19 protein-coding genes are annotated in these 19364 nt (G+C 70.4%); 8 read left to right on the top strand and 11 right to left on the bottom strand.

Translation table 11 applies throughout. The features are described 5' to 3' along the window. Nucleotides 1-14 precede the first annotated feature (14 nt). The 5 genes from TSO352_RS00420 to TSO352_RS00400 are packed head-to-tail and all read right to left on the bottom strand — an operon-like array spanning nucleotide 15 to nucleotide 4247. The gene (locus tag TSO352_RS00420) at nucleotides 15-2402 is read right to left on the bottom strand and encodes a VirB4 family type IV secretion/conjugal transfer ATPase (protein ID WP_109105432.1); all 2388 of its coding nucleotides are present in this window, start codon (nucleotides 2400-2402) and stop codon (nucleotides 15-17) included. Then, entirely contained in the window at nucleotides 2395-2733 is a 339-nt protein-coding gene (locus TSO352_RS00415) for a type IV secretion system protein VirB3 (RefSeq protein WP_109105431.1), read from the bottom strand. Before TSO352_RS00415 ends, TSO352_RS00420 begins: the two co-directional genes overlap by 8 nt. Next, nucleotides 2734-3078 (bottom strand): TrbC/VirB2 family protein, encoded by a 345-nt coding sequence (locus tag TSO352_RS00410; protein ID WP_109105430.1) that lies wholly within the window; start codon nucleotides 3076-3078, stop codon nucleotides 2734-2736. Between the two features lie 53 nt (nucleotides 3079-3131). Then, entirely contained in the window at nucleotides 3132-3836 is a 705-nt protein-coding gene (locus TSO352_RS00405; RefSeq protein WP_109105429.1) for a lytic transglycosylase domain-containing protein, read from the bottom strand. A 36-nt stretch (nucleotides 3837-3872) separates the two neighbouring features. Next, nucleotides 3873-4247 carry a hypothetical protein gene (locus tag TSO352_RS00400; RefSeq protein ID WP_109105428.1) on the bottom strand — a complete coding sequence of 125 codons (375 nt, stop codon included), beginning with the start codon at nucleotides 4245-4247 and terminating at the stop codon, nucleotides 3873-3875. A 488-nt stretch (nucleotides 4248-4735) separates the two neighbouring features. Here TSO352_RS00400 and TSO352_RS00395 point away from each other — a divergent pair, with 488 nt between their 5' ends. From TSO352_RS00395 to TSO352_RS00385, 3 genes are all read left to right on the top strand, one after another. Further along, nucleotides 4736-5479: a ParA family protein gene (locus TSO352_RS00395; RefSeq protein WP_109105427.1), complete on the top strand. Its 744-nt coding sequence runs from the start codon at nucleotides 4736-4738 to the stop codon at nucleotides 5477-5479. Further along, the gene (locus tag TSO352_RS00390) at nucleotides 5476-6474 is read left to right on the top strand and encodes a ParB/RepB/Spo0J family partition protein (protein WP_109105426.1); all 999 of its coding nucleotides are present in this window, start codon (nucleotides 5476-5478) and stop codon (nucleotides 6472-6474) included. Before TSO352_RS00395 ends, TSO352_RS00390 begins: the two co-directional genes overlap by 4 nt. 135 nt (nucleotides 6475-6609) lie before the next feature. Next, entirely contained in the window at nucleotides 6610-7257 is a 648-nt protein-coding gene (locus TSO352_RS00385) for a hypothetical protein (protein ID WP_146210674.1), read from the top strand. Nucleotides 7258-7339: 82 nt separating this feature from the next. Here the strand turns inward: TSO352_RS00385 and TSO352_RS00380 are convergent, their stop codons facing one another. Both TSO352_RS00380 and TSO352_RS00375 read right to left on the bottom strand, forming a co-directional pair. Beyond that, nucleotides 7340-8269 (bottom strand): relaxase/mobilization nuclease domain-containing protein, encoded by a 930-nt coding sequence (locus TSO352_RS00380; protein ID WP_109105424.1) that lies wholly within the window; start codon nucleotides 8267-8269, stop codon nucleotides 7340-7342. Between the two features lie 207 nt (nucleotides 8270-8476). Then, nucleotides 8477-10027, bottom strand: a complete 1551-nt coding sequence (locus tag TSO352_RS00375; RefSeq protein ID WP_109105423.1) for a carboxylesterase family protein — start codon at nucleotides 10025-10027, stop codon at nucleotides 8477-8479. Nucleotides 10028-10226: 199 nt separating this feature from the next. On the opposite strand from TSO352_RS00375, the gene TSO352_RS00370 reads away from it, so the two are divergent. Continuing rightward, entirely contained in the window at nucleotides 10227-11018 is a 792-nt protein-coding gene (locus TSO352_RS00370; protein WP_109105422.1) for a helix-turn-helix transcriptional regulator, read from the top strand. An 80-nt stretch (nucleotides 11019-11098) separates the two neighbouring features. Here the strand turns inward: TSO352_RS00370 and TSO352_RS00365 are convergent, their stop codons facing one another. Continuing rightward, entirely contained in the window at nucleotides 11099-11347 is a 249-nt protein-coding gene (locus tag TSO352_RS00365) for an Atu4866 domain-containing protein (protein WP_109105421.1), read from the bottom strand. A gap of 71 nt (nucleotides 11348-11418) precedes the next feature. Next, nucleotides 11419-12168 carry an SDR family oxidoreductase gene (locus tag TSO352_RS00360; RefSeq protein ID WP_109105420.1) on the bottom strand — a complete coding sequence of 250 codons (750 nt, stop codon included), beginning with the start codon at nucleotides 12166-12168 and terminating at the stop codon, nucleotides 11419-11421. A gap of 95 nt (nucleotides 12169-12263) precedes the next feature. Between TSO352_RS00360 and TSO352_RS00355 the strand changes: the two genes are divergently transcribed. Beyond that, nucleotides 12264-13163 carry a LysR family transcriptional regulator gene (locus TSO352_RS00355; RefSeq protein WP_109105419.1) on the top strand — a complete coding sequence of 300 codons (900 nt, stop codon included), beginning with the start codon at nucleotides 12264-12266 and terminating at the stop codon, nucleotides 13161-13163. A gap of 33 nt (nucleotides 13164-13196) precedes the next feature. Here the strand turns inward: TSO352_RS00355 and TSO352_RS33065 are convergent, their stop codons facing one another. Then, nucleotides 13197-13790 (bottom strand): hypothetical protein, encoded by a 594-nt coding sequence (locus tag TSO352_RS33065; RefSeq protein ID WP_158284485.1) that lies wholly within the window; start codon nucleotides 13788-13790, stop codon nucleotides 13197-13199. Between the two features lie 169 nt (nucleotides 13791-13959). On the opposite strand from TSO352_RS33065, the gene TSO352_RS00345 reads away from it, so the two are divergent. Genes TSO352_RS00345 through TSO352_RS00335 form a run of 3 tightly spaced genes read left to right on the top strand, consistent with a single transcriptional unit; the run spans nucleotide 13960 to nucleotide 18034 of the window. Then, nucleotides 13960-15639, top strand: coding sequence for a DDE-type integrase/transposase/recombinase (locus TSO352_RS00345; RefSeq protein WP_109105418.1), 1680 nt, complete (start codon nucleotides 13960-13962; stop codon nucleotides 15637-15639). Then, on the top strand, nucleotides 15636-16508 hold the full coding sequence (locus tag TSO352_RS00340) for a TniB family NTP-binding protein (protein WP_109105417.1): 873 nt from the start codon (nucleotides 15636-15638) through the stop codon (nucleotides 16506-16508). Before TSO352_RS00345 ends, TSO352_RS00340 begins: the two co-directional genes overlap by 4 nt. After that, on the top strand, nucleotides 16508-18034 hold the full coding sequence (locus TSO352_RS00335; protein WP_109105416.1) for a TniQ family protein: 1527 nt from the start codon (nucleotides 16508-16510) through the stop codon (nucleotides 18032-18034). The genes TSO352_RS00340 and TSO352_RS00335 overlap by 1 nt, the downstream gene beginning before the upstream one ends. Here the strand turns inward: TSO352_RS00335 and TSO352_RS00330 are convergent. Further along, nucleotides 18009-19238, bottom strand: coding sequence for a hypothetical protein (locus TSO352_RS00330; protein WP_109105415.1), 1230 nt, complete (start codon nucleotides 19236-19238; stop codon nucleotides 18009-18011). The genes TSO352_RS00335 and TSO352_RS00330 overlap by 26 nt on opposite strands. Nucleotides 19239-19364 lie beyond the last annotated feature (126 nt).

Genomic DNA, 19364 nt, shown 5'->3' with positions numbered 1-19364 from the left:
TTGTCTTGGCGGCGTTACGTCAACGCCGAACGCCAGTGCCGGCGGAAATGCGGCAGCCAGGCGTCCGGCTCGGCCCCATGCCGGGCGATCAGCCGCTCCATCAGCCGCACCGTGCCGGCCCGCCCCGACAGCACGGCCACCAGATCGTCCAGCCCGGTCAGGTCGAGCTCGCAAGCGACCGAGGCGGTGCCCTGCTTGAGCAGGAAGCGCCGCCCGCCGACGGTCAGATCCTCGCGGATGGCCTGGAACTCCGGCGCGGTCAGTTTCAGCCCCGCCCGGTAGTCGGCGGCGTCGGCCCGCGCGTTCGGCATCAGGATCTGCGTCGGGCATTGCTCGATGATCGAGTGGGCGATCGGGCTGTTCAGCGCGTCGGCCGGCGATTGGGTGCCGAGCATCACCAGCCCGTTGAGCTTGCGGATCGTCTTCAGCTTGTCGTTCACCAGATCCCGAAAGCCCGGATCGAGCAGCGCCTTCCAGAACTCGTCGATCACCAGCACCAGGCGGCGGCCATCGAGCAGGCGTTCGACGCGGTGGAACAGGTAGGCGAGAATCGGCCCGCGGGTCACCGGGTCGTCGAGCACGGCGGTGACGTCAAAGCCGAGGAAGGGAGGGTCCAGCGCCAGGGCGTCCGCGTCGTTGTCGAGCACCCAACCAAGCGCGCCGCCTTTGCACCAGGTTTCCAGCCGGGCTCCCGGTCCCGCGGCGTCGGCCTGCCCAAGGAAGGCGCGCAGCTCGCCCAGCGAGCGGATGGCGGGCGGCAGCGCCAGCACGGCGCGCAAACCCAGATCCAGCCGCCGTTCCTCCTCCGGGCTGAGGTCGCTGCCCTGTTCCAGCATCAGCGGCTTGAGCAGGCTTTTGAGGAAGGCGAGGTCGGCGGGCGTGTCGGACAGCGCTTTCAGCGGCGCCAAGCCGGAAGGGGCGCCGGCCGGCAGGACGAGGTAGGTGCCGCCGACCGCCCGCGCCAGGATGTCGCCGCCGCGGTCCTTGTCGAAGACCACCACCTGGGCGCCCTGGCGTCCGGCCAGGGCCGCCAGGAACAGCATCAGCGTCGTCTTGCCCGATCCCGCCGGCCCCGCGACAAAGACGTTGCCGAGGTCGCTGACCGTCCCGGTGGGGGCGTGGAGGTGGAAGCGGTAGGCGGTGCCGCCGGTGGTGCGCAACAGGGTCAGCGGCTCGCCCCAATGGCCCCGCCGTGTGCCGGCCGGATGGTTGTGCAGGCTGGCCATGGCGGCAAAGTTGCGCGAGCTGACGGCGCCGGGGCGGGTGCGCAGGCGCAGATTGCCGGGCAGCTGGGCCCAATAGGCCGCCTCCAGCGCCAAATCCTCACGCGCCACCACCGCCCCGCTCTCGGCCAGATCGCGCCGGGCCCGGGCGGCGACCGCGCGCAGGCCCTCCAGCCCGTCGGCGAAGGTCACCAAGCTCAGGTGGTGGTCGCCCATGACGAAGGCGTTGGAGGCGAGCAGGTCGGCGGCCTCGCCCAGGGCCGCGGTCTGGCTGGCCGCCTTGTCTTGCGCCGTCACCATCTGGTTCTGCTTGCGGGTCAGCACGGCTTGCGCCGCCGGCTTGGCCAAAAAGCCGAAGCTCTGGGTCAGCACGCAGCGGTAAGGGGCGGCCAGCACCGCGTCGAACATGCCGGGCCAGGTCGTGGCGGGGTACTCGCGCAAGCCGAAGGCGGCGGCATAGCTGGAGCCGCCGGGGCCGCGGATTTCGATCGCCTCGCGGCCGACGATGACGCGGTCGGTGTAGATCGCCCCGCCGAGATGGCCAGCCACCAGCGGCACCGGCAGGGTGTGCCCGGTCAACACCAGGCGCAAGGCCTCGGCCGGCTCGGAGAACAGCACGCCGTTCCTCTCGCGCAGGGCCAGCCGCCGCGGGGCGTGGTCGTCCAGCTCGGACAGGATGGTGGCGACGACCGCGTCAAGCGCCTCCAAGGCGGCCGGACCGGCCGGGCGGCCAAGATCGCCGCGCCGGCGTCGGGCGAACAGGCCGGCCAGCCGGCTGCGCTCGCCGGCGCCCGCCGGGCGCAGCAGCACCGAGAGGAACAGCTCGGTGCGGAAAAGCCGGTTGGCGAGCAGGCGCGCCCGGTAGGCGGCGTCAAGCTCGCGGGCGAAGGCGCTGGTGCAGGGCGCGTCGGGATAGTCGGTTCCATCGGCCAGCGAGCGGACGATGTGGGTGGCCAGCACCAGACGCTCGGAGGCGATGTTGCGCAGCAGAAGGTTGCGCCGGCTGTGGCGGGCGTTGACCTCGTCCGCGGCGGCCGTCTCGAAGCCGGCCCCACCGAGGCTGATCATGGCGAGCAGCGAGCCGTCGTCGAGCAGCAAAACGCCGGGGGCGGCGTGGCCAAGATAGGGCACATAGGTGTCCGGCTCGCGCTCGCGCGACCATAAGGCGGCCTCACGCATGGATGCGGACCTCCCGAGCGGTGCGGGCGGGGCCCAGCGGCAGCGGGCTGACGGAAGACCCGCCCCAATGCCCGGTGTTGCGGGCCCGCGCCTTGGTGTCGGCCCACAGCCGCAACGTGCCGAACAGATGCACGTCGCGGCTGACCAGGGCGCGCAGGGCGTGGTGGAGGACGACGCCGATCAGCAGCCAGGCGGGGTTGCCGATCAGCACGAAGACGATGGTGGTGGCCATGCCGTTGATGGCAACGGCCTCCAGCGGCACGCCCCGCCACATCGCCGGCCGCGTGCAGGCGAGGAACAGCGGGTCCTCGGCCAGATCCTGCGGGTCCATTCAAGCCCCGACGATCTGGTTGACGATCCAGGCGGACGAGAAGATCAGCATGACGCCGAACAGAACGCCGCCGGCCGTGCGCATGCTGAGCGCGCCCATCAGCGCGCCGATGCCGACGATGCAGATGGCGATGACGGCGATCAGACGCCCCGCGGTGCCGGTGAGGATGTTGACGACGTTCTGCAAGAAGGTGGTGAGGTCGCCGCCGCCGCCGGCCGCCTGGGCAAAAGCGGGCGCTGCGGCCAGCCCAACGGCGAGCGCCGTCAGGACGGCGAGCGTGGCCCGCTTGGTGCGGGCGTTGGCCGGGGCCGGCGGAACGGCGGCCAGTGAGCGAGACTTGACCATGGATGGACCCTCCTCGGCGGTGAGTGGGGGTGGGGCGCCGGGACCGTCTGCCGTCAGGGGTGGGCAGCGCCCGCCAGCGGGGGATCGGGCCGGGCCGGAGCGGAAGCGGCGGGTTGCGGTGACGGCGCCTGTGTCTGGGCGGTGCGCTCCGGCGCTCGGGCGCTGCGCTCGCGGGTGTGGCGGGCGCGGGCGTAGACATCCCAGACGGGCGGCTCCGGCGGGACGACCGCCGGGGGTGGGGCCGCCGGCCGGTCCGGCGCCGGGACCGCAGCCCCCTCTTCCAGCCGGATGGCCGGAACCACCGCGGCGGCCCCGGCCCGCACCCGGGCGACGTAGCCGTTGGCCACGCCGCGGGTCGGCGAGCCGGTGTTGTAGCGCGACAGCGCCCGCACCAACGCGCGCTGGCCGTCCTCGCCGCCCGCCGGGTCATAGCCGTCGGCCAGCACCCGGGCCCCGGCGGCGATGTTGCGGCAGGGCTCAAAGGCGTCGGCCACGCTCAGACCCAGTCGGGCCAGCGTGGCGCTGTTCAGCTGCATCAGGCCAAGGTCGAGGGAATGGCCCTGGCGCAGCAACGCGGTTGCCTGGGCCACCGCATCGGCGGGGGTCGGCGGGGCGTGGGACCGGCCGGTGGTGGTGTCGCCGATCGCCAGCGGGTTGAACCGGCTTTCGGCGTGGGCGACGGCGGCCAGCGTGTCGACCTGGACCCGGGGAGCGCAGGCCACGGCCAGTTGGACGAAGAGCGCCACGGCCATGGTCATCGCCACCCTCCCCGGCCGGGAAGGGCGAGGCCGACGCTAGCCGCGCGGCTCCACGGCGCTGGGCCGGCAAAGCTCCGTGTCACAATTGGGCGGCACCGGCCCCGGCAACTCCTGGGCGAGCGCCTTGTAGCGGGCGAGGTCTGGATCGCCGGCGATGTAGACCGGGACGCAGCCGCGAAAGCCGAAGTCAGCCCGGATGAGCGTGAGCAGGCGGTCGAGATCGCGGTAGGTGCGGTCCGTTCGATCGTTCCAGGTGCGCAAGGGCAGGAAATCGCGCCGCCAGCTCGGCCGCAGATAAGCCAGATGCTCGACCGCACGGCCGACGCCTTTGGAGACGATGAGAACGTTGCGGATGTGCCCACCCTCCAGGAGGGCCTGCCTGATCTCCCCTTCCTGCAGTCCGCTTGCCAAGCCCCGCCCCCGCCGTTCCGCCCGATTGCGCGCCGGCAGAGCGGTTCGGCCCGATCGGCCGGCCGCCGCCGGCCGGTGTCGGGAGATGCCCCGCCTGCCACCGCTCTCTTAACAGCGCAAGCGGAGCGGGAGCGAGTGGGCATTGCGGATAGGCGCCTCGTCATTCCGTGGGCCTCCCTTGGCAGAGCGCGCAAGCGACGTCTCTGGGCAAATGAAAGCGTTTTTGCAAAAACACCGCGGCACCCGGCGGGCGGTGTATGCACCGATTACGGGAAAATCATTGCCGCGCCAGCACGCACAAGGGTGCGACAAAAAACGGCCATGCGCTGCTCTTCCGTGACTCGTTCGCACAGGGAGGGCGCGAACGGCCGTGGCCTTTGTAGTCACGTCCGGTGATCCGGCATTTCGTGGACGATAAAAGCGATCTTGCAAAAACGCACACGCCGCGTCGGTGCGGCGCGGGCCTTCGCCACCTGGAGGATGCCCCCATGAAAACCCTGGCCGTGATGAACGAGAAGGGCGGCGTCGGCAAGACCAGCCTCGTCGCCCACGCCGGCTGGTATCTGGCCGAGCGCTTCCGCACCCTGGTGATCGACCTCGACCAGCAGGCCAACCTGACCGCCACGCTCGGCGCGCATCTCGGGCGGGTCGACAGCGTCGAGCTGTTCGTCCAGGTGACCCGCGTGCCGGACGTCGGCCGGCTCACCGTCACCCGCTCGACCCGCGACCTGCTCGGCGTGGAGGGGGTGGACCGGACCTGCATTGCCACCTTCCGCGACAGCCTCGCCGCCATGGCGGCGGACTACGACGTGTGCGTGATCGACACGCCCCCGGCCTTGACCAACCGCACCTTCGGGGCGCTGCTGGCGGCCGACGCGGTGCTGGCGCCGATCGGCATCAACGATTACTCGATCCAAGGCGTGGCCGAGCTGTTGCGCGCGATCAAGGGCGTGGCGCGGCACTACCGCCGCCCGGAACCGCTGTTCCTCGGGCTGCTGCCCTCGATCTTCGACCGCAAAAGCCGGCGCGAGCGGCAGCTGTTCGAGAGCCTGGCCGGGCAGGCCGGCCGGCTGCTGTTTCCGGGGCTGCTGGCCAAGCGCGACGCCTACGCCCGTGCGGCCAGCGACCGCGAACCGGTGTGGGCGATGACGGGGAGCGCGGCGCGCGAAGCCTCGCTGGAAATCCGCGGCGTGCTTGCCACGGTGGCGGTGCGCCTGGAGCTCGGCCGATGAGCCCGCCGCCGCGCTCCCGCGCCGCCTTCGCCGAGGCCGCCTTCGCCGAACTGCGCGCCGCCACCGGAGACGGGCGGGGTGAGGTTGTGCGCCTGCCCGTGGCGGACATCGACGAGGACCCGGAGCAGCCGCGTACCGTGTTCGACGCGGACGGGCTGGCGCTGCTCGCCGCCTCGATCCGCGCGCACGGGCTGGTGCAGCCGGTCGTCGTGCGGCCACCGGTGGAGGGCCGCTACCGGCTGGCCGTCGGCGCGCGGCGGCTGCGCGCCGCCCGGCTGGCCGGGCTGGCCGACATCCCGGCGGTGATCCGCCGGGCCGCCGGCGGCGATTTCATCGCCCAGGTGATCGAGAACCAGCAGCGGGCGGCGCTGTCGAACAGCGACCTCGCCGCCGCCATCGCCCGGCTGGCCGGGGAGGGGCACACCAACACGCAGATCGCCGCCATCTGCGCGCTGAAGGACTATCAGGTCGCCGCCTTCAAGCAGGCGGGAAAATTCCCGCCGGCCTTGCTGGCGCGCATCGATCAGGCCGACATGCGGGCGCTCTACGACCTCTACCGGCAGTGGCTGAAGACGCCCGACGCGGTGACGGCGGCGTTGCCGGAGGCCGGGAGCGTCCTCACGGTGACCGAGGCGCGCCGGATCATCGGCGCCATCACCGGCAAAGCCACCGGCAGCCTCCTGGCCGATCGGTCGGCGGCGCGGCCAACCGCCCCCGGGGTGGCGACGGGGGAAGGCTTGCACGGTGCAAGCCCGGCCGGTCCGGGCTCTGGCGGGCCGGACCCGGGCCGGTTCGCCGACGGAAGCCCCCGGCCAGCCGGGGTGTCCTCCCGTCCGCCCGACCGGCCGGTGTTCCATGTGGCGTTGGCGGATGGACGCTGTGGCCGCCTGGTGGTGGACCGCAAGGCCGGGCGGCCCGAGGCGGCGCTGGTGGTCTTTGCCACCGGCGTTGAGGCGGTGGACGCCGCGGCGCTGCGCATCGTCCGTGTGGAGTGACGCCCGGAGCGGCGGGTGCAAGCCCTGCCCCCTCCCTTGCCTTTGCGGGCTTGGACATGGGGTCGAGGGGGGCCGTGGGAGAGGAGGGGGGCAGGATATGGGGGATGGGAGCAGATTTTAAAACGGAGGGCGGCGGTGGCGGCCAAAGCTGGGCGGAAATTGGTCGGGGGCTATGTCGACGCGGCGTTGGCCGCCCGGTTCGAGGCCTGGGCACGGCAGACCGACGGCAGCGCGTCGGCGGCGTTGCGCCGGCTGATGGCCGAGGCCCTGGAGGGGCAGCCACCGCCGCCGCCGCGCGGCTCCGGCACGGGGCGGCAAATCGGCGTGCGGTTCAAGGACCCCGAGCGCGCGGCGCTGCTCGAGGCGGCCAAGGCGCGTGGCACCAGCCCGGCGGCCTGGCTCCGGTCGCTGGCGCTGGTGCATCTGGCCCGCCGCCCGCAATGGACCCCGGTGGAGGTGGAGGCGCTGCGCGCGGTGTTCCACGAACTGCGGGCGATCGGTCACAGCGTGGAGCGGGCCGCCCGACGGTTGGATGGCGCCGGGGATCCGGCCGGGACGCCGGGCGATGCCGCCCGCGTGGCGGCCGAACAGGTCCGGGTCGCGATGCGCCGGGTCGTCGCGGTGATGACGGGCAACTTCGAGTATTGGGGGCTGCCCGACGCCGAGCGCCCGACCGCCGCGCCGGGGGCGGTTGAGCGGGCGGAGGCCGAGGTCCGTGCCGCCGAGGCCCGGCGCAAGAACCGGCCACGACGGCGGCCCCCGCGCGCCACCGACGGCCGTTGAGGAGGTCTTGCGCCGTGCCAGCCTCCTCTGGGCGCCGCTCGGCGCCGGCCGGTCCTGGTCATTGGCCGCATCAGCGGCCGTATCAGCCGCGCCCTTTGGGGCGGGGCGGGGCGGGGTCGGGCGGGGCCGTCATCCGGGACCGGCTTGCACGGTGCAAGCCCAGAGCCTGTCCCGGAGCGGGCGGGCCGGGGGTGGGGGGCTCCGCCGATCGATGGCGCGGCGCGGCGGCCGGGGCCGGCCGGGTGAGCACACCCGGCAGCGCCACCATGAACCGACGGGGCGCCATGGCGCCCCCCGCGTCGGGCGGTGGGGGAGCCGGTGCATCGCGTTCGGCGGCGGGTTGGATCAGGGGGGCGGCGTTGCGCCCTGGGCCGCGGGCAAGGCGGGGTGTGGCGGCGGCCTCGAGGCCGAGCCGCCGCAACTCGCGGGCGAAGCGTTCGCGCCAGCGCTGGAGGTCGGCGGGGCCGGGCGCCAGCCGCCGGCCGTCGCGGCCGACCGCTCGGACCGCGAGGTGGACGTGCGGGTGCCCGGTGTCGTCGTGGCGGGCCAGGATCCAGTCGTGGGTGCCGCCGAACGTGTCGCGCGCCCACTGACGCGCCGCGGCCTCGACCTGGTCGGGCGGGGTGCCGGGCGGCATGGAAAGCGCAAGCGCAACGCTCTGCGCCGCGTTCGCCACGCCCCGGCTCCGGTCGTCCGCGGCGTTGGCCAGCAGCCAGTCCTCGTGGAGCGCCACCAGACGCGCGCGGTCGGTGATCCGTTCGCCATCCTGCGTCTCGGCCGGCAGGGTCCCGTTGCGGGTGAGGTAGTCAAGCTGGCCGAGCAGGTGGCCGGCCGCCCCGCGGGCCCGCCCGGTCAGCTTCACCACGACTTCGGGCGCTGTGTTCCCGCGGCGCTGAAACCGGGCCTGACCACCGCCGGACCGGGGGGCCGCGTCGCGCTCCGGCCCGAGCCGGATGTCCCGGCCGTGCCGGGTTGGTGGAAGCCGCCAGACATCGTCGTCGCCGTCGCTCATGGGGGTTTCGCGTCCACGAAGAATGGCCTTGGCCGCCGGGCCAAGGCGGCCACCTTCCCAGAATCTTGGCACGCCGGACGGTTTTTCCAGCCAAACGATCGCCAAACGATCAAGGGGGACAAGGTCGCCGCGTCCAGAGACCTTGGCCGCGATCCTCGCCACAATCGCCCGGCGGCCGGCACCTTACCGAGCGAGCCCCTGCCCTCGCTACCGCAAGTCCCGCCAGCGCATCGGCAGACTGCCGTTTTGCCTGAAACTGCTCAGGAAGTGGAAGCGAGCGGCTTGCGGGTTGGGGCGTGGTTCGATGGTGGTGTCGATGATCTGCACGACATCGTTCTCGTCGTACGCCGGCCATCGTGGCAGGCCGGATCCGTTGGGATCACCCCGCGTTGCGAAGTTCACCCAGTAGCTCATCAGCGTCCGCGCCAGAGCGCGATCCGCTTCGCCGGGAGGCGTGGTGCAGCCGATCACCTGTTGCGCGGTCAACGTGCCAAAGACAAAAGGGATTTCGGTGACGTGCGAGGCGATCGGCGTGTAGGCCGACGTGTAGCGGAACAGGTATCCGTAGACCGGTGCGCGACCACTGTGACGATGGAGCCGCAGCCACTGCCAGCACTGTTCGCTGATCACACAGTCGCCCGTGAGCGCGCCGGCGGAAGCCTTGGTCTGCGCCTCGTCACCGGCGGGGTATAGCGTCAGGAACTCCGCCAAGCGTTCCTTGCCAAACATCGTCTCGGCGGCGGCGCGGAACGCGTCCGGCGATTGATCAGGGAGCGATTGCGAGGCGAACGGGTATCCCTCGGCTGAATTCCAGCCGGCAAGCAGGGGGATGTGCATCTGCTCGCCGCGCAGGAAACGCCGGGCGGGCAGGTCCGGGACCACATGATGATCGACGCTCGGTGAGAACGCCTCCACGATGGGGCTGACTTTGAAGCTCCAGGACGCGGCGGCGTTCAGCCGGTCTGCCGGCATGGCGCGCAACGCGGCGCTGGAGGCCTTGCCCTGTCGACGCGCAAAAGCGAGGCCGCGGGCGCGGGCTTCGTCGAAACCTTGAAGCGGCCCGTGTTTGCCATCCCAAAACGCACCGCTTTGTCCGATGGCTTTGTGGAACAGCCCATGCGCGAGCGGTGACGCCATCACCATGCCGATGGCCATGGCGCCGGCGGATTCCCCGAACACGGTGATGTTGTCGGGATCGCCGCCGAAGGCGGCGATGTTGGCGTTGACCCACCGCAGCGCCGCCAGTTGATCCTGCAGGCCGTAGTTGCCCGAGGGCCCCTCCGCGTCGAGGTCGGGATGGGCAAGAAAGCCAAAGATGCCAAGGCGATAATTGAAGCTGACGACCACAACCCCGTGGGCTGCCAGCAGGCCCCCGTCGGTGGCGGGATTGGCCGAGGAGCCGAACTGGAAGCCGCCCCCGTGAAACCACACCATCACCGGCCGCCTCTCGTCGGCGTCCTTCGCCGCGGTCCAGACATTCAGGTAGAGACAGTCCTCGTCACGAGGCCCGGGTCTGGGATCATCGTCGAGCGCCGACAGGCACGCTGCGCCAAATGTCAGCGCGTCGCGCACGCCGCTCCACGGGATCGGCGGCTGCGGCGCGCGCCAGCGGAGCGGCCCCACCGGCGGTGCCGCGTACGGGATGCCCTTGAATGCCAACACGCCTTTTGCATCGCGGTCGTTGCCACGGACGTCGCCCGCCTGCGTGCGGACCTGTCGACCAAGTTCGACGGCGTTCGGGGCCAGGGAGCTGTGCATGTCGGATCTCCTCCGGTTTGGGCGTCGGTCCCGCCGCAGCGCCGAAATGCTCCACCGACATCCCGGTTCGACGGAGGGCCCGTCGGCTCCGTGCTTGCCTGAGCCGACGCCCGCGCGTCCTCCGCTGGCCTGACTTTATTGATTTTCCAGCCGGATGAATTTAGCTATAGCTGCAATCAATCGCTAAAAACCGTCATCGATGAAGCAGCCTCTCCGTTATCCTTGGCCCGACCTCGATGTGGATGATCGCTCCGCTGCGGTCATCGCCGTGCGTGTTGGCGCCGATGGGACGCGGGCGGAGGTGCCGGACCACAGGCACCGAAAGGGACAGCTTGTGGTCTCGCTGGGAGGCAGCGTCACCTGCCGTGTTCCCACCGGGCTGTGGATGGTCCCACCCCACTGCGGCGTCTGGATTCCGAGCGGCTTGGCGCACAGCAATCGCGCGACCGCGACCGCACGGCTCTTTTTCGTTTACATCGAACCGGACGTGGTCGCGCTGCCGGACCGGTGCTGCACCATGTCGCTGTCGCCGCTGCTGCGCGAGGTGATCCTCGATTTGTCCGACACCCTGCAGGCTGACGCTCTCAGGCAAGAGCGTCTCATCGGCTTCCTTCTCGGTGAGTTGCCGCGCATGCCGGTCCAGCGCGTGCACCTGCCGCTCTCCACCGAGCCGCGCTTGACGCGGATCGCCTCCGCGTTGGCGCAAAACCCCGCCGACCGTCGGACCCTGGCTCAATGGGCTGAGCATGTCGCGCTCAGCGAGAGCAGTCTTGCCCGCCTCGTGATCAAGGAGACCGGTCTGACGTTTGGACGCTGGCGTCAGCAGATGCACCTGATCGTCGCGATCCGGGAACTGGCCTCTGGTGCCAGCGTCCAGAACATTTCGGCCGATCTTGGCTATGAGTCGGTGACGGCCTTCATCACGATGTTCAAAAAGGCGCTTGGGAAGCCGCCAGCCACATATCTGAAAAGCGTCGCACCAACGACCTGATCGCCCTCACCATTGGGCCGGCACGGCGGCCTCTCGGGTTCCAGCGTAGCGTTGTTCAGCGAACATCCATCGCGCGCTCCTCAGCCTGTGCCCCGGCGCCGGCGAAAGACCATCCCGCCGTGATGGAGGGTGTTCTCGTCGACGAAGGTGCCGTCGGCGGTGAAGCCGGTGTCGTCCCAATAGTCGATGTGGGTGCCGGTGACCGCCCAGCGCCCCTGATAGGCGCTCCGGCGCGCACCGCGCGCCTCGTCGTAGCGGCCGTTCGGGAGAAGCTCGTGGCGGACGTGGCCGTCCTCGGACACCCACAGGCCAACATAGGCGTGCGTCATGCCGGTCTCCTCGTTCTGCGGTGCCGGTCGGGAGCGGTCCTGAGACCCTCCCTTCCGGTGACCGTTCGGTTTCACTGCGCCGTCCAGCCGCCATCCACCATCAGCATGGCGCCGGTGATGAAGCTGGCGGCGGGGGAGGCGAGGAAGGCGATGGCCTCCGCCACCTCCTGCGGCTGGCCGATGCGGCCGATCGGGTGTTGGTCGCCGAAGCTCCGCAGCATGGCGCGGCCGTCGCCCTCCACCACGCCCTCCATGATGTCCGTCTCGATCACGCCCGGCGCCACCGCGTTGGAGCGGATGCCGCGCCGGCCGCCTTCCAGGGCGATCACCCGCATCAACTGCGCGACCGCCCCCTTGGAGGAGGCGTAGGCCGCCTGCGTTTCGAAGGCGACGACCGAGGAGACGGACGCGACGGTGACGATGGCGCCGCCGTCGGCCATGACCTTCATCGCCTCCCGCGCGTGCAGGAAGTTGCCGCGCGCGTTCACCGCCAGGATGGCGTCGAAGTCCGCGGCGGTCGTCTCGACCAGCGGCTTGTTGAGCGTCCGCCCGGCGTTGTTGACGAGGATGTCGAGCCGGCCGAAGCGTTCGACCGCCAACGCCATGGTGCGCCGGGCGGTGTCCTCCTCCGCCGCGTCGCCGGTCAGCGTCGCGACGTCTTCGGCCGCCAGGGCGTGAACCTCGTCGGAGCGGTCGCTGGCGACGATGCGGGCACCGCGGTCGCGCAGAAGCTCCGCGGTCGCGCGGCCGATCCCGCGCGCCGCCCCCGTCACCACGGCCACGCGGCCGGTGAGATCCCAACGGGCAGGTGTCTGTGTCATCGGTTCCTCCGTTTTCAGTCGCAAGGACAGATGGATGGCGTGCCGGCGACGGACAATTGCCCAATGCTGACCAGCTTGGTAAGCTGAGCTAACCAATGACCACCGATCTGACCGGCATATCCGTCTTCCTGGCCGTCGCGGAGACGCGGAGCTTCCGCGCCGCCGCGGAGCGGCTGGGCGTCACCCGCTCCGCGGTGAGCCAGACGATCCGGCGGATGGAGGACCGGCTGGGGGTGGCGCTGGTCCAGCGCACGACCCGCAGCGTCAGCCTGACCGAGGCCGGCGAGCGGCTGCACCGCCGCGTCGCGCCGGCCGTCGCCGAGGTCGGCCTCGCGCTCGACGCCACCCGCGACCGCGAGGCCGAGCCGACCGGCCGGCTGCGGCTCGCCGTCTCCTCCATCGCCGAACGCTTCATCGCCGGCCCGCTGCTGGCCGGTTTCATCCAGGCCCATCCCGGCCTGCAGCTCGACGTCACCGTGACGGACGAGGAGTTCGACATCGTCGCCGAGGGCTACGACGCCGGCGTGCGGCTGGGCGAGGTGATCGAACAGGACATGATCGCGGTGCCCGTCTCCGGCGACCAGCGGCAGATGGTCGTGGCCGCCCCCTCCTATCTGGAGCGCTTTGGCGCCCCGCAGCACCCGAGCGAGTTGCCACGCCACCGCTGCATCGGCTGGCGCCCGTCGCCGCGGGTGGCCCCCTACCGCTGGGAGTTCGAGGAGAATGGCCGGGAGTTCGACGTGGCGGTGAGCCCGCGGATCACGACCAACGACATGTGGCTCATGCTGCGGACCGCCTGCGCCGGCGGCGGCCTGACCTTCGGCATGGAGGAGACCTTCCGCCCCTATCTGCAGCGGGGCGAGCTGGTCGCCCTGCTGGAGGCGTTCTGCCCGCCCTTTCCGGGCTTCTTCCTCTATTTCGCCGATCGCCGGAACCTGGCCCCCAAGCTGCGCGCGCTGATCGATCATGTGCGGTACAGGGCTGATCGCGTGTGAGATCGGGCCGCTCAGGGTGAACGACCGCTTTGCCTATCCGTCCCCCACGGTCCGGCCATAGCGGGCGAGCAGCGGGTCCTGCCGCTTCAGGATGCGCTCCAGGTTCGCGAGCGCATCGTCGACGCCCTCGGCCGGCTCCACCCAGTGGTCCGGCTCGGCGGGCGCCACGGGTGAGGCCGCGGGCGCGGCCACGGGAACGGCTCCGGCGGCGGCCGCTGCGGATCGCGGCGCCACCTCCCCCAGCATCGGCGCCAGATCGGCGGCGACGAACACCCGGTGGCTGCGCCGGCGGGTGATCTCCACGGCGATTTCCAGCCGCTGCAACTCCTCCAGCAGGCCGGTCGCCGCGCTGGTGGCGCAACGCAGCCGCGCCGCCAGCCGGGCCGGGCTCATCACCCCTTCCGCCGCCATGGCGTCGACGGCGCGGCGGATGCGGGCGTCGCTGCGCCGGTCGCCGACGCGCCGGCGCCAGCCGCGCCAGCGATGCAGCAGCGCGACGAGGCTCTCTTCCCCCTGCTCCGCCTGCCGCGCCATGCCGTCGAGGAAGTCCACCAGCCAGACCCCGCCCGGTTCGGCGCGGCGGATCGCCTCGACCCCGGTCAGGCAGGGCAGCGGCAGCGGCGTCATCCCCTTCGCGGCGAGAAAGCGGGAGACCGCCAGACAGGCTGTCGCTTTCTCCTGAAAATCTTCATGCTGCCTGACCAAGGTCGTATCGACGAATCAACAGGCTCCATGCAGAATTTGCGGCTGAAAAACTTCTTGCTGCCGAACGCTTTCGCGGGAGGGCCTCTGGGGCATGGGACGGCGATCCGACGATCCACCCGATGACCCGCGCTGGTCCGAGGCCGAGCGCTTGGCCACACAGCTCGACCGCATCCTGGACCGCACCTCTCCGAAGAGCGAAGCACGGGCCGCCGCCGTCAATGATCTTGCCGCCCGTCTCAAACGGACGCCTCAGACGATCCGCAGCCATCTGCGCAAATACGGCCGGCGCCGCTTGGTCCGCGACCTTCTGCGCGACGATTCGGGGCGTGGTCCCAGATTGCCGTCAGAAGCCGAGACCATCGTCCGGACCGTCCTCGACGACAAGTATCTGACTCCTGAAGGGTGCTCCCTGAACGAGGCCACCATCGTGATCAATGGGCGCCTGGAAGGTGCTGGGCTGAAGCCGGTCTCGTTCAACACGGTGAAGAGCCGTCTCTGGAAGCACTGGACGGCCGAAGAGGTGGCACGTCGGCGTGGCGAGACCGTCAGAGTGCGCAAGCATCGGCACCGGGGCGGTTCGCTGGTGCCGGACTATCCTCTGCAAATCTGCCAGATCGACGAGACGGAAATCGACGTACTCGCTGTTGACGACGCGGGCCATCTGCTGAAGCGGCTTTGGCTCATCGTTCTGGTCGACGTGCTGACCCACATGATCCTGGGCTTCTGGCTGTGGCCGCGCTCGGCCAACCGGGAGGCGATCGGACTGTGCCTTCAGCACGCCATCCGCCCGAAGAGAGCGTATTTTCAGAAGTTCGGCATCGAAGCCACGGATATTTTCGGCCGGCCAGAGCGCATCATTTCGGATCGGGCGGCCTGGTACAAGGCTCTGAAAGGCCACCGCGGCCTCGAGGATTTGCGCATCACGGTGGACCCCCGGCATGGTGAGCCGCATATCCGCAACGTGGTCGAGCGCCTGCAGGGATCAATCAACCAGCAGCTCCGCAAGGCCCGCGGGCAGACCGGCCGGTCCGTTGCCGACCGAGGAGACTATCCCGCCGAGGAACGCGCCTGCCTCACCTATGAGCAGATCGAGAAGGCGGCGGCCATCACCGCGTTCCGCATCTGCAACGGGGAAATGGATGAGAAAACCCGTAAGCGCCCTGATCTTGAATGGAGCAAGCACGCCTCCCGCATTCCCGAGCATCTCCTGACCGTCGACTGGGAAGAGGTGCAACTCGCTTTCCTGCCGGAAAGCACATGCAGCTTGTCCAGCAAAGGCATTGCGGCCTTTAGCCTCTTTTACTGGAAGCCGGACGATGTCCGGCTGGCCGAGCTTTACGCCAACCGCGGACGCGAAAAGCTACGGATCAAGGTCAACCGTAATGACGTCAGCCACATCTACCTGTGGCACCCAACGCTGATGCAATGGCTCACGGTCCCCCGCGCCGACGGCGTGCTGACCCCCATGACGGCCTGGGAACTGGACGCCCAGAATGGCCGGGAGCGCCAGGAGGCGGGCACCTCCTGGGCGGAGCGAGGGAAATCACGCGAAATGGTGGACGAGGCGCTGACTCCGCCCCCACGGCCTCGCAAAGCGCGGGTCAGCCGGAAGGCGGCCAGCGACGCCCTGGCGGCGCGCGTCGCCAGTGAGGCCCCCAAACCCTATGCGGCGGATATGGAGATCAACCGTCTCAAGACCACCGGAGACGGTCTGGGGGTCTTGCCGGCGACGGATGACAGTTTCGAGGTCGAGCACTGGGGGGCGTCATGACCGACCATCTGAACGAGGACGCACGACAGCGGCTTGAAACCCTCAGCGATGAGGAGCGCTGCCTGTACCTGGGGGAAACGCGGTGGATTGGCTATCCGGCCGCCGTGAGAGCCCTGACCGACCTCGTGAGACTCCGGGAGCGACCGAAATCCACCCGAACCACGGGGGTCGCGGTGTGCGGCCCGTTCCGCAACGGCAAAACCATGGTTGCGGATCGCTTCCTGAAAACGCCGTCGGTCCAAATGCGCCCCGTCTACTACTATCAGATGCCCAGCGAACCCTCCCGCGCGGAGTTCCTGTCCGGCCTCATCCGGGCGATGGGCCGCGTGCCGGACCCGACCAACCGCACGATCGATGGCCGGCGCCAGCAGATGATGGATCTGTTCGGAGAATACGAACCCCGCGTCATCATCTTCGATGACGCGCACCACGGCTTCCGCGGCAGCGGTGCCAAGGAATTTCACACCCTGCTGCGCGTGATGGGGCATGAGTGGGATATTTCACCCGTGCTGATCGGTGACCGGTCGCTGGCGGAGGTGATCCACAACGACGGAGAACTGCGCACCCGCCTGACAAGCGCCCCACTGCCCCGTTGGCAATACGATGCCGATTATGCCCGCCTTCTGAACAGCCTGGTCCTCAGCCTGCCACTGCGCCGGAAATCGGACTTGACGGAGGACACGCTGGCCAAGCGCATCTTTCTGACATCCGAAGGGTTGATCGGCGACATCGTGCAGACCGTCACGGCGACCGCGGTCGAAGCTGTGCGCCGCGGCGAGGAGCGGATCACCGTGGCGCTGTTCGACGACATGAAGTTTCGTCCACCATCCAAACGGTTTTCCGCACAGGATTTGCTGGGGCTGGGGTGATGGCACCGTCGCCCTCCCTCCCGGACACCGGACCTTTCCCGGTTGAGCTGTTGGAACGGGGCCGTCCGACCGGAGAGCGCTGGGCCACCGATCCCGTCCCGTTTCCAGACGAGCTGTTCAGCAGTTGGCTGGCCCGGATGGCCCACGCCAACGCGATGGGGCCGGACAGCTTTCTGACTCATCTGCGACTGAAAAGCCGGATAGTGGTCGCCGATCCGGATCGTGAACAGGCGCCGCGCCTGATCGCCTACCTGGAACGCCAGACCGGCCATCGCGGCCGGATTGGCCCGCTGCAACGGTTTGCCCATCCGATTGGCCGGCCTTGGGCGGGCACGGTTGTCGCCCCCCGCTTCTGTCCATTGTGCTGGCGCGAGGATGCCAGCCCCTACCTGCCCTGGTTCTGGCGGGTTGACCTGGCAGCGGTGTGCGTCCGGCACAACCGGTTCCTCCACGACCGTTGCCCGCGGTGCCTTGCTGAACTGGTGCCGCTCCACGGTTCGGCGCGTCGTCCATTGTGGCGCTGCCATGGCTGCGGCACCGATCTTCGCACCGTCCCGGCCGCGAAGGCTTCGCGCACCGTGGTCCGGGGACAACAGCTGCTTCAAGATCTGGCAGCCCTGGCCGAAGACATCGACCGGCCGGAACTGATCGAGCATGCGCTGACCGCGTTCCGGGCTTTGGGCGGCAAACCGAACGACGCAGCCTGGACCCTTCGTCAGCGATTGCACGCGGTGGGCGCCTCCCTGGCCGCCGCCCACGAGGTGTTGGTGGCGCCGGCGACAGGCTCTACCCGCACCCTCCTTGTACGGCTCCTGGCGGGGGGATCGCTGGATGCTCTCGACACGGCGGTTCTGCTGCCGGCTCGCTGCTGGCCGTCCATTGAAGAGGCCATGCGGCCACCACGACAGCGTCGTCGGCCGGTCGGAGCCGACCGTTCCGCCTTGGTAGGCGCCTATGCTCAGGTCTGGAGCCGGATAACCCCCGCCCGCGCCCTTGCCATCGGCCTGACCAGCGACGTCCGCTCCGCACCCGTGACCGAGGTGCGGAGCGCGACGGTTGCGGACGTGAAAGCCGCGGCCCAGTTGCTCGACCGGCGGTCCGCAGCTGGCTCCGAAATCAAAAGCTGGATGGGGGTCGTAAACGGTTGGCTGACTTCTCCCCGGACCCACCTCACCATCGGCACCATCGACACCCGGGTCGTTCAACTGGCCCTGTTCGTCGACGCCATCCTCACCGTTCTGGTGGTGGAGGCCGCGTTGGAGGATCAGCTCCCCACCTTTCTTCGGGCGCTCCGACAGGCGGTCCATCGACGGTGTCTTCTGGCGGGCGCCCAAGCCATGGATGCTGGGATCTCGCCGAACCGGGTGGTCCTGTTCGAAGCCGCTGGCTGGCGGCGTCATGGAGAAGCGCCTTACCGGTTTGCCTGCGATTTTCTCATGGCCCCGCGTCACGGTCCACCGGTCCACATGCGCCACGGCCTGTTGGATGAGGCCCAGCTGCTCAGCGGCCGGGCGGCAGGAAGCTGAGGTCGCAGGCCCAGAGCCGCTCGCCGCCGCGGTCGGCGATGTCGCGCACCACGTCGGCCTTGGCGAGCTGCTCCACCAGCAGATGCACCCCGCGCAGAGACAGGCCGCAGCGCCCCTTCAACTCGCCCGCCACCCGGCTGATGGTGAAGGCCGGACGGTCGTGCAGCCAGTCCAGCACGTCGGGCAGGCGCGAGCTGCTGCGCCGCGGCGCAGCGGCCAGCCGCGTCTCCCAGTGCTCCTGCACCAGATCGAGCTGACGCAGCCGCTCCAGCTCATGCGCCACCAGCTCGGGCATGCTGTCGAGGACCCAGCGCGTCCAGGCGCTCTCCGTCCCGGCCAGGGCAAGCCGGTAGCCGGTGACGTCGCGGGCGAGGGCCGCCGTCAGCGGTGGTCCGGCATGATGCAGCCGGCAGGCCCCGCGGACCAGGTCGGGGGCGGCGAGCCAGACCACCACGCTCCACCAGGAGGTCGGCGGCCGCTCCACCGCGACCGCGGCGCGCAGGGCGGCGCTCTCGGCATCGTCGTCCGCACCCTGGCGCTCCGGCGCTCCCGGGTCGGGGCGCAGCGCCAGGGCGCGGATCGCCGCCGCAGCCCCGAGCAGGCCGGGAGCGGCCTCCAGGGCTTCCGCCACCGCCTCCAGCGCCGGACCGGCATCGGCGGCGCGGGCCTCGCCGAGGCCGACCGGACGGCCGCCCTGGGCAACACTCCAGCGCCGGTGCAGCTCGTCCAGCCAGGGCCGGGTCCAGGGCGTCAGCAGCGGCGGGAGGGCAGCGGCCTCGTCGCCTTCGTCCTCCAGGTCTTCACCGTCCCCGAGCTCGACCGCCTCCAGGGCGGCGATCGAGGCGCGCACCGCGGCCACGACGTCCCCTGGGTCTACCTCCCTGGCCGGGACCGCCGCGGGCCGGACGGGAGCGCGCTCCAGCGGTAGGGCGGCGGTTAGGCCGGTCGACAGCTGGGCGAACAACGGCACCAGCAGGGCGGCGCGGGCGGCCTCGCCCCGGGCATGCTCCGGCGCGGCCAAGGCGCGCTGGAAGTCGTGGGCGTCGAGGCGGTGGCCGTCGAGGCGGATCACGGCGGCGGCCGAGCGGCGGGCGGCATCGGCGGCGAGGCGCCGGCGCCGGGCCGGATCGGCGAGCGCTTGGTCGAGGCGGCCGAGCGCGCGTTCGGCGGCGAGCAGGGCGGGGAGAAGGGAGAGGACGGTCATCGCGGCTCCGGGACAGCCGCGCCAGGATAGCCGATTGCAACGATCTTTGTTAACTGCACCGACATCGGGAAGCGGGAAATCCGGCTTTTGATAACGTTCTGATAATGACAGTTATCGGTGTGTTAT

It is taken from the genome of Azospirillum sp. TSO35-2, assembly GCF_003116095.1.
GTDB lineage: Bacteria > Pseudomonadota > Alphaproteobacteria > Azospirillales > Azospirillaceae > Azospirillum.
The sequence above is the reverse complement of the archived record's forward strand: the minus strand, read 5'-3'. Positions and strand labels throughout refer to the sequence as shown.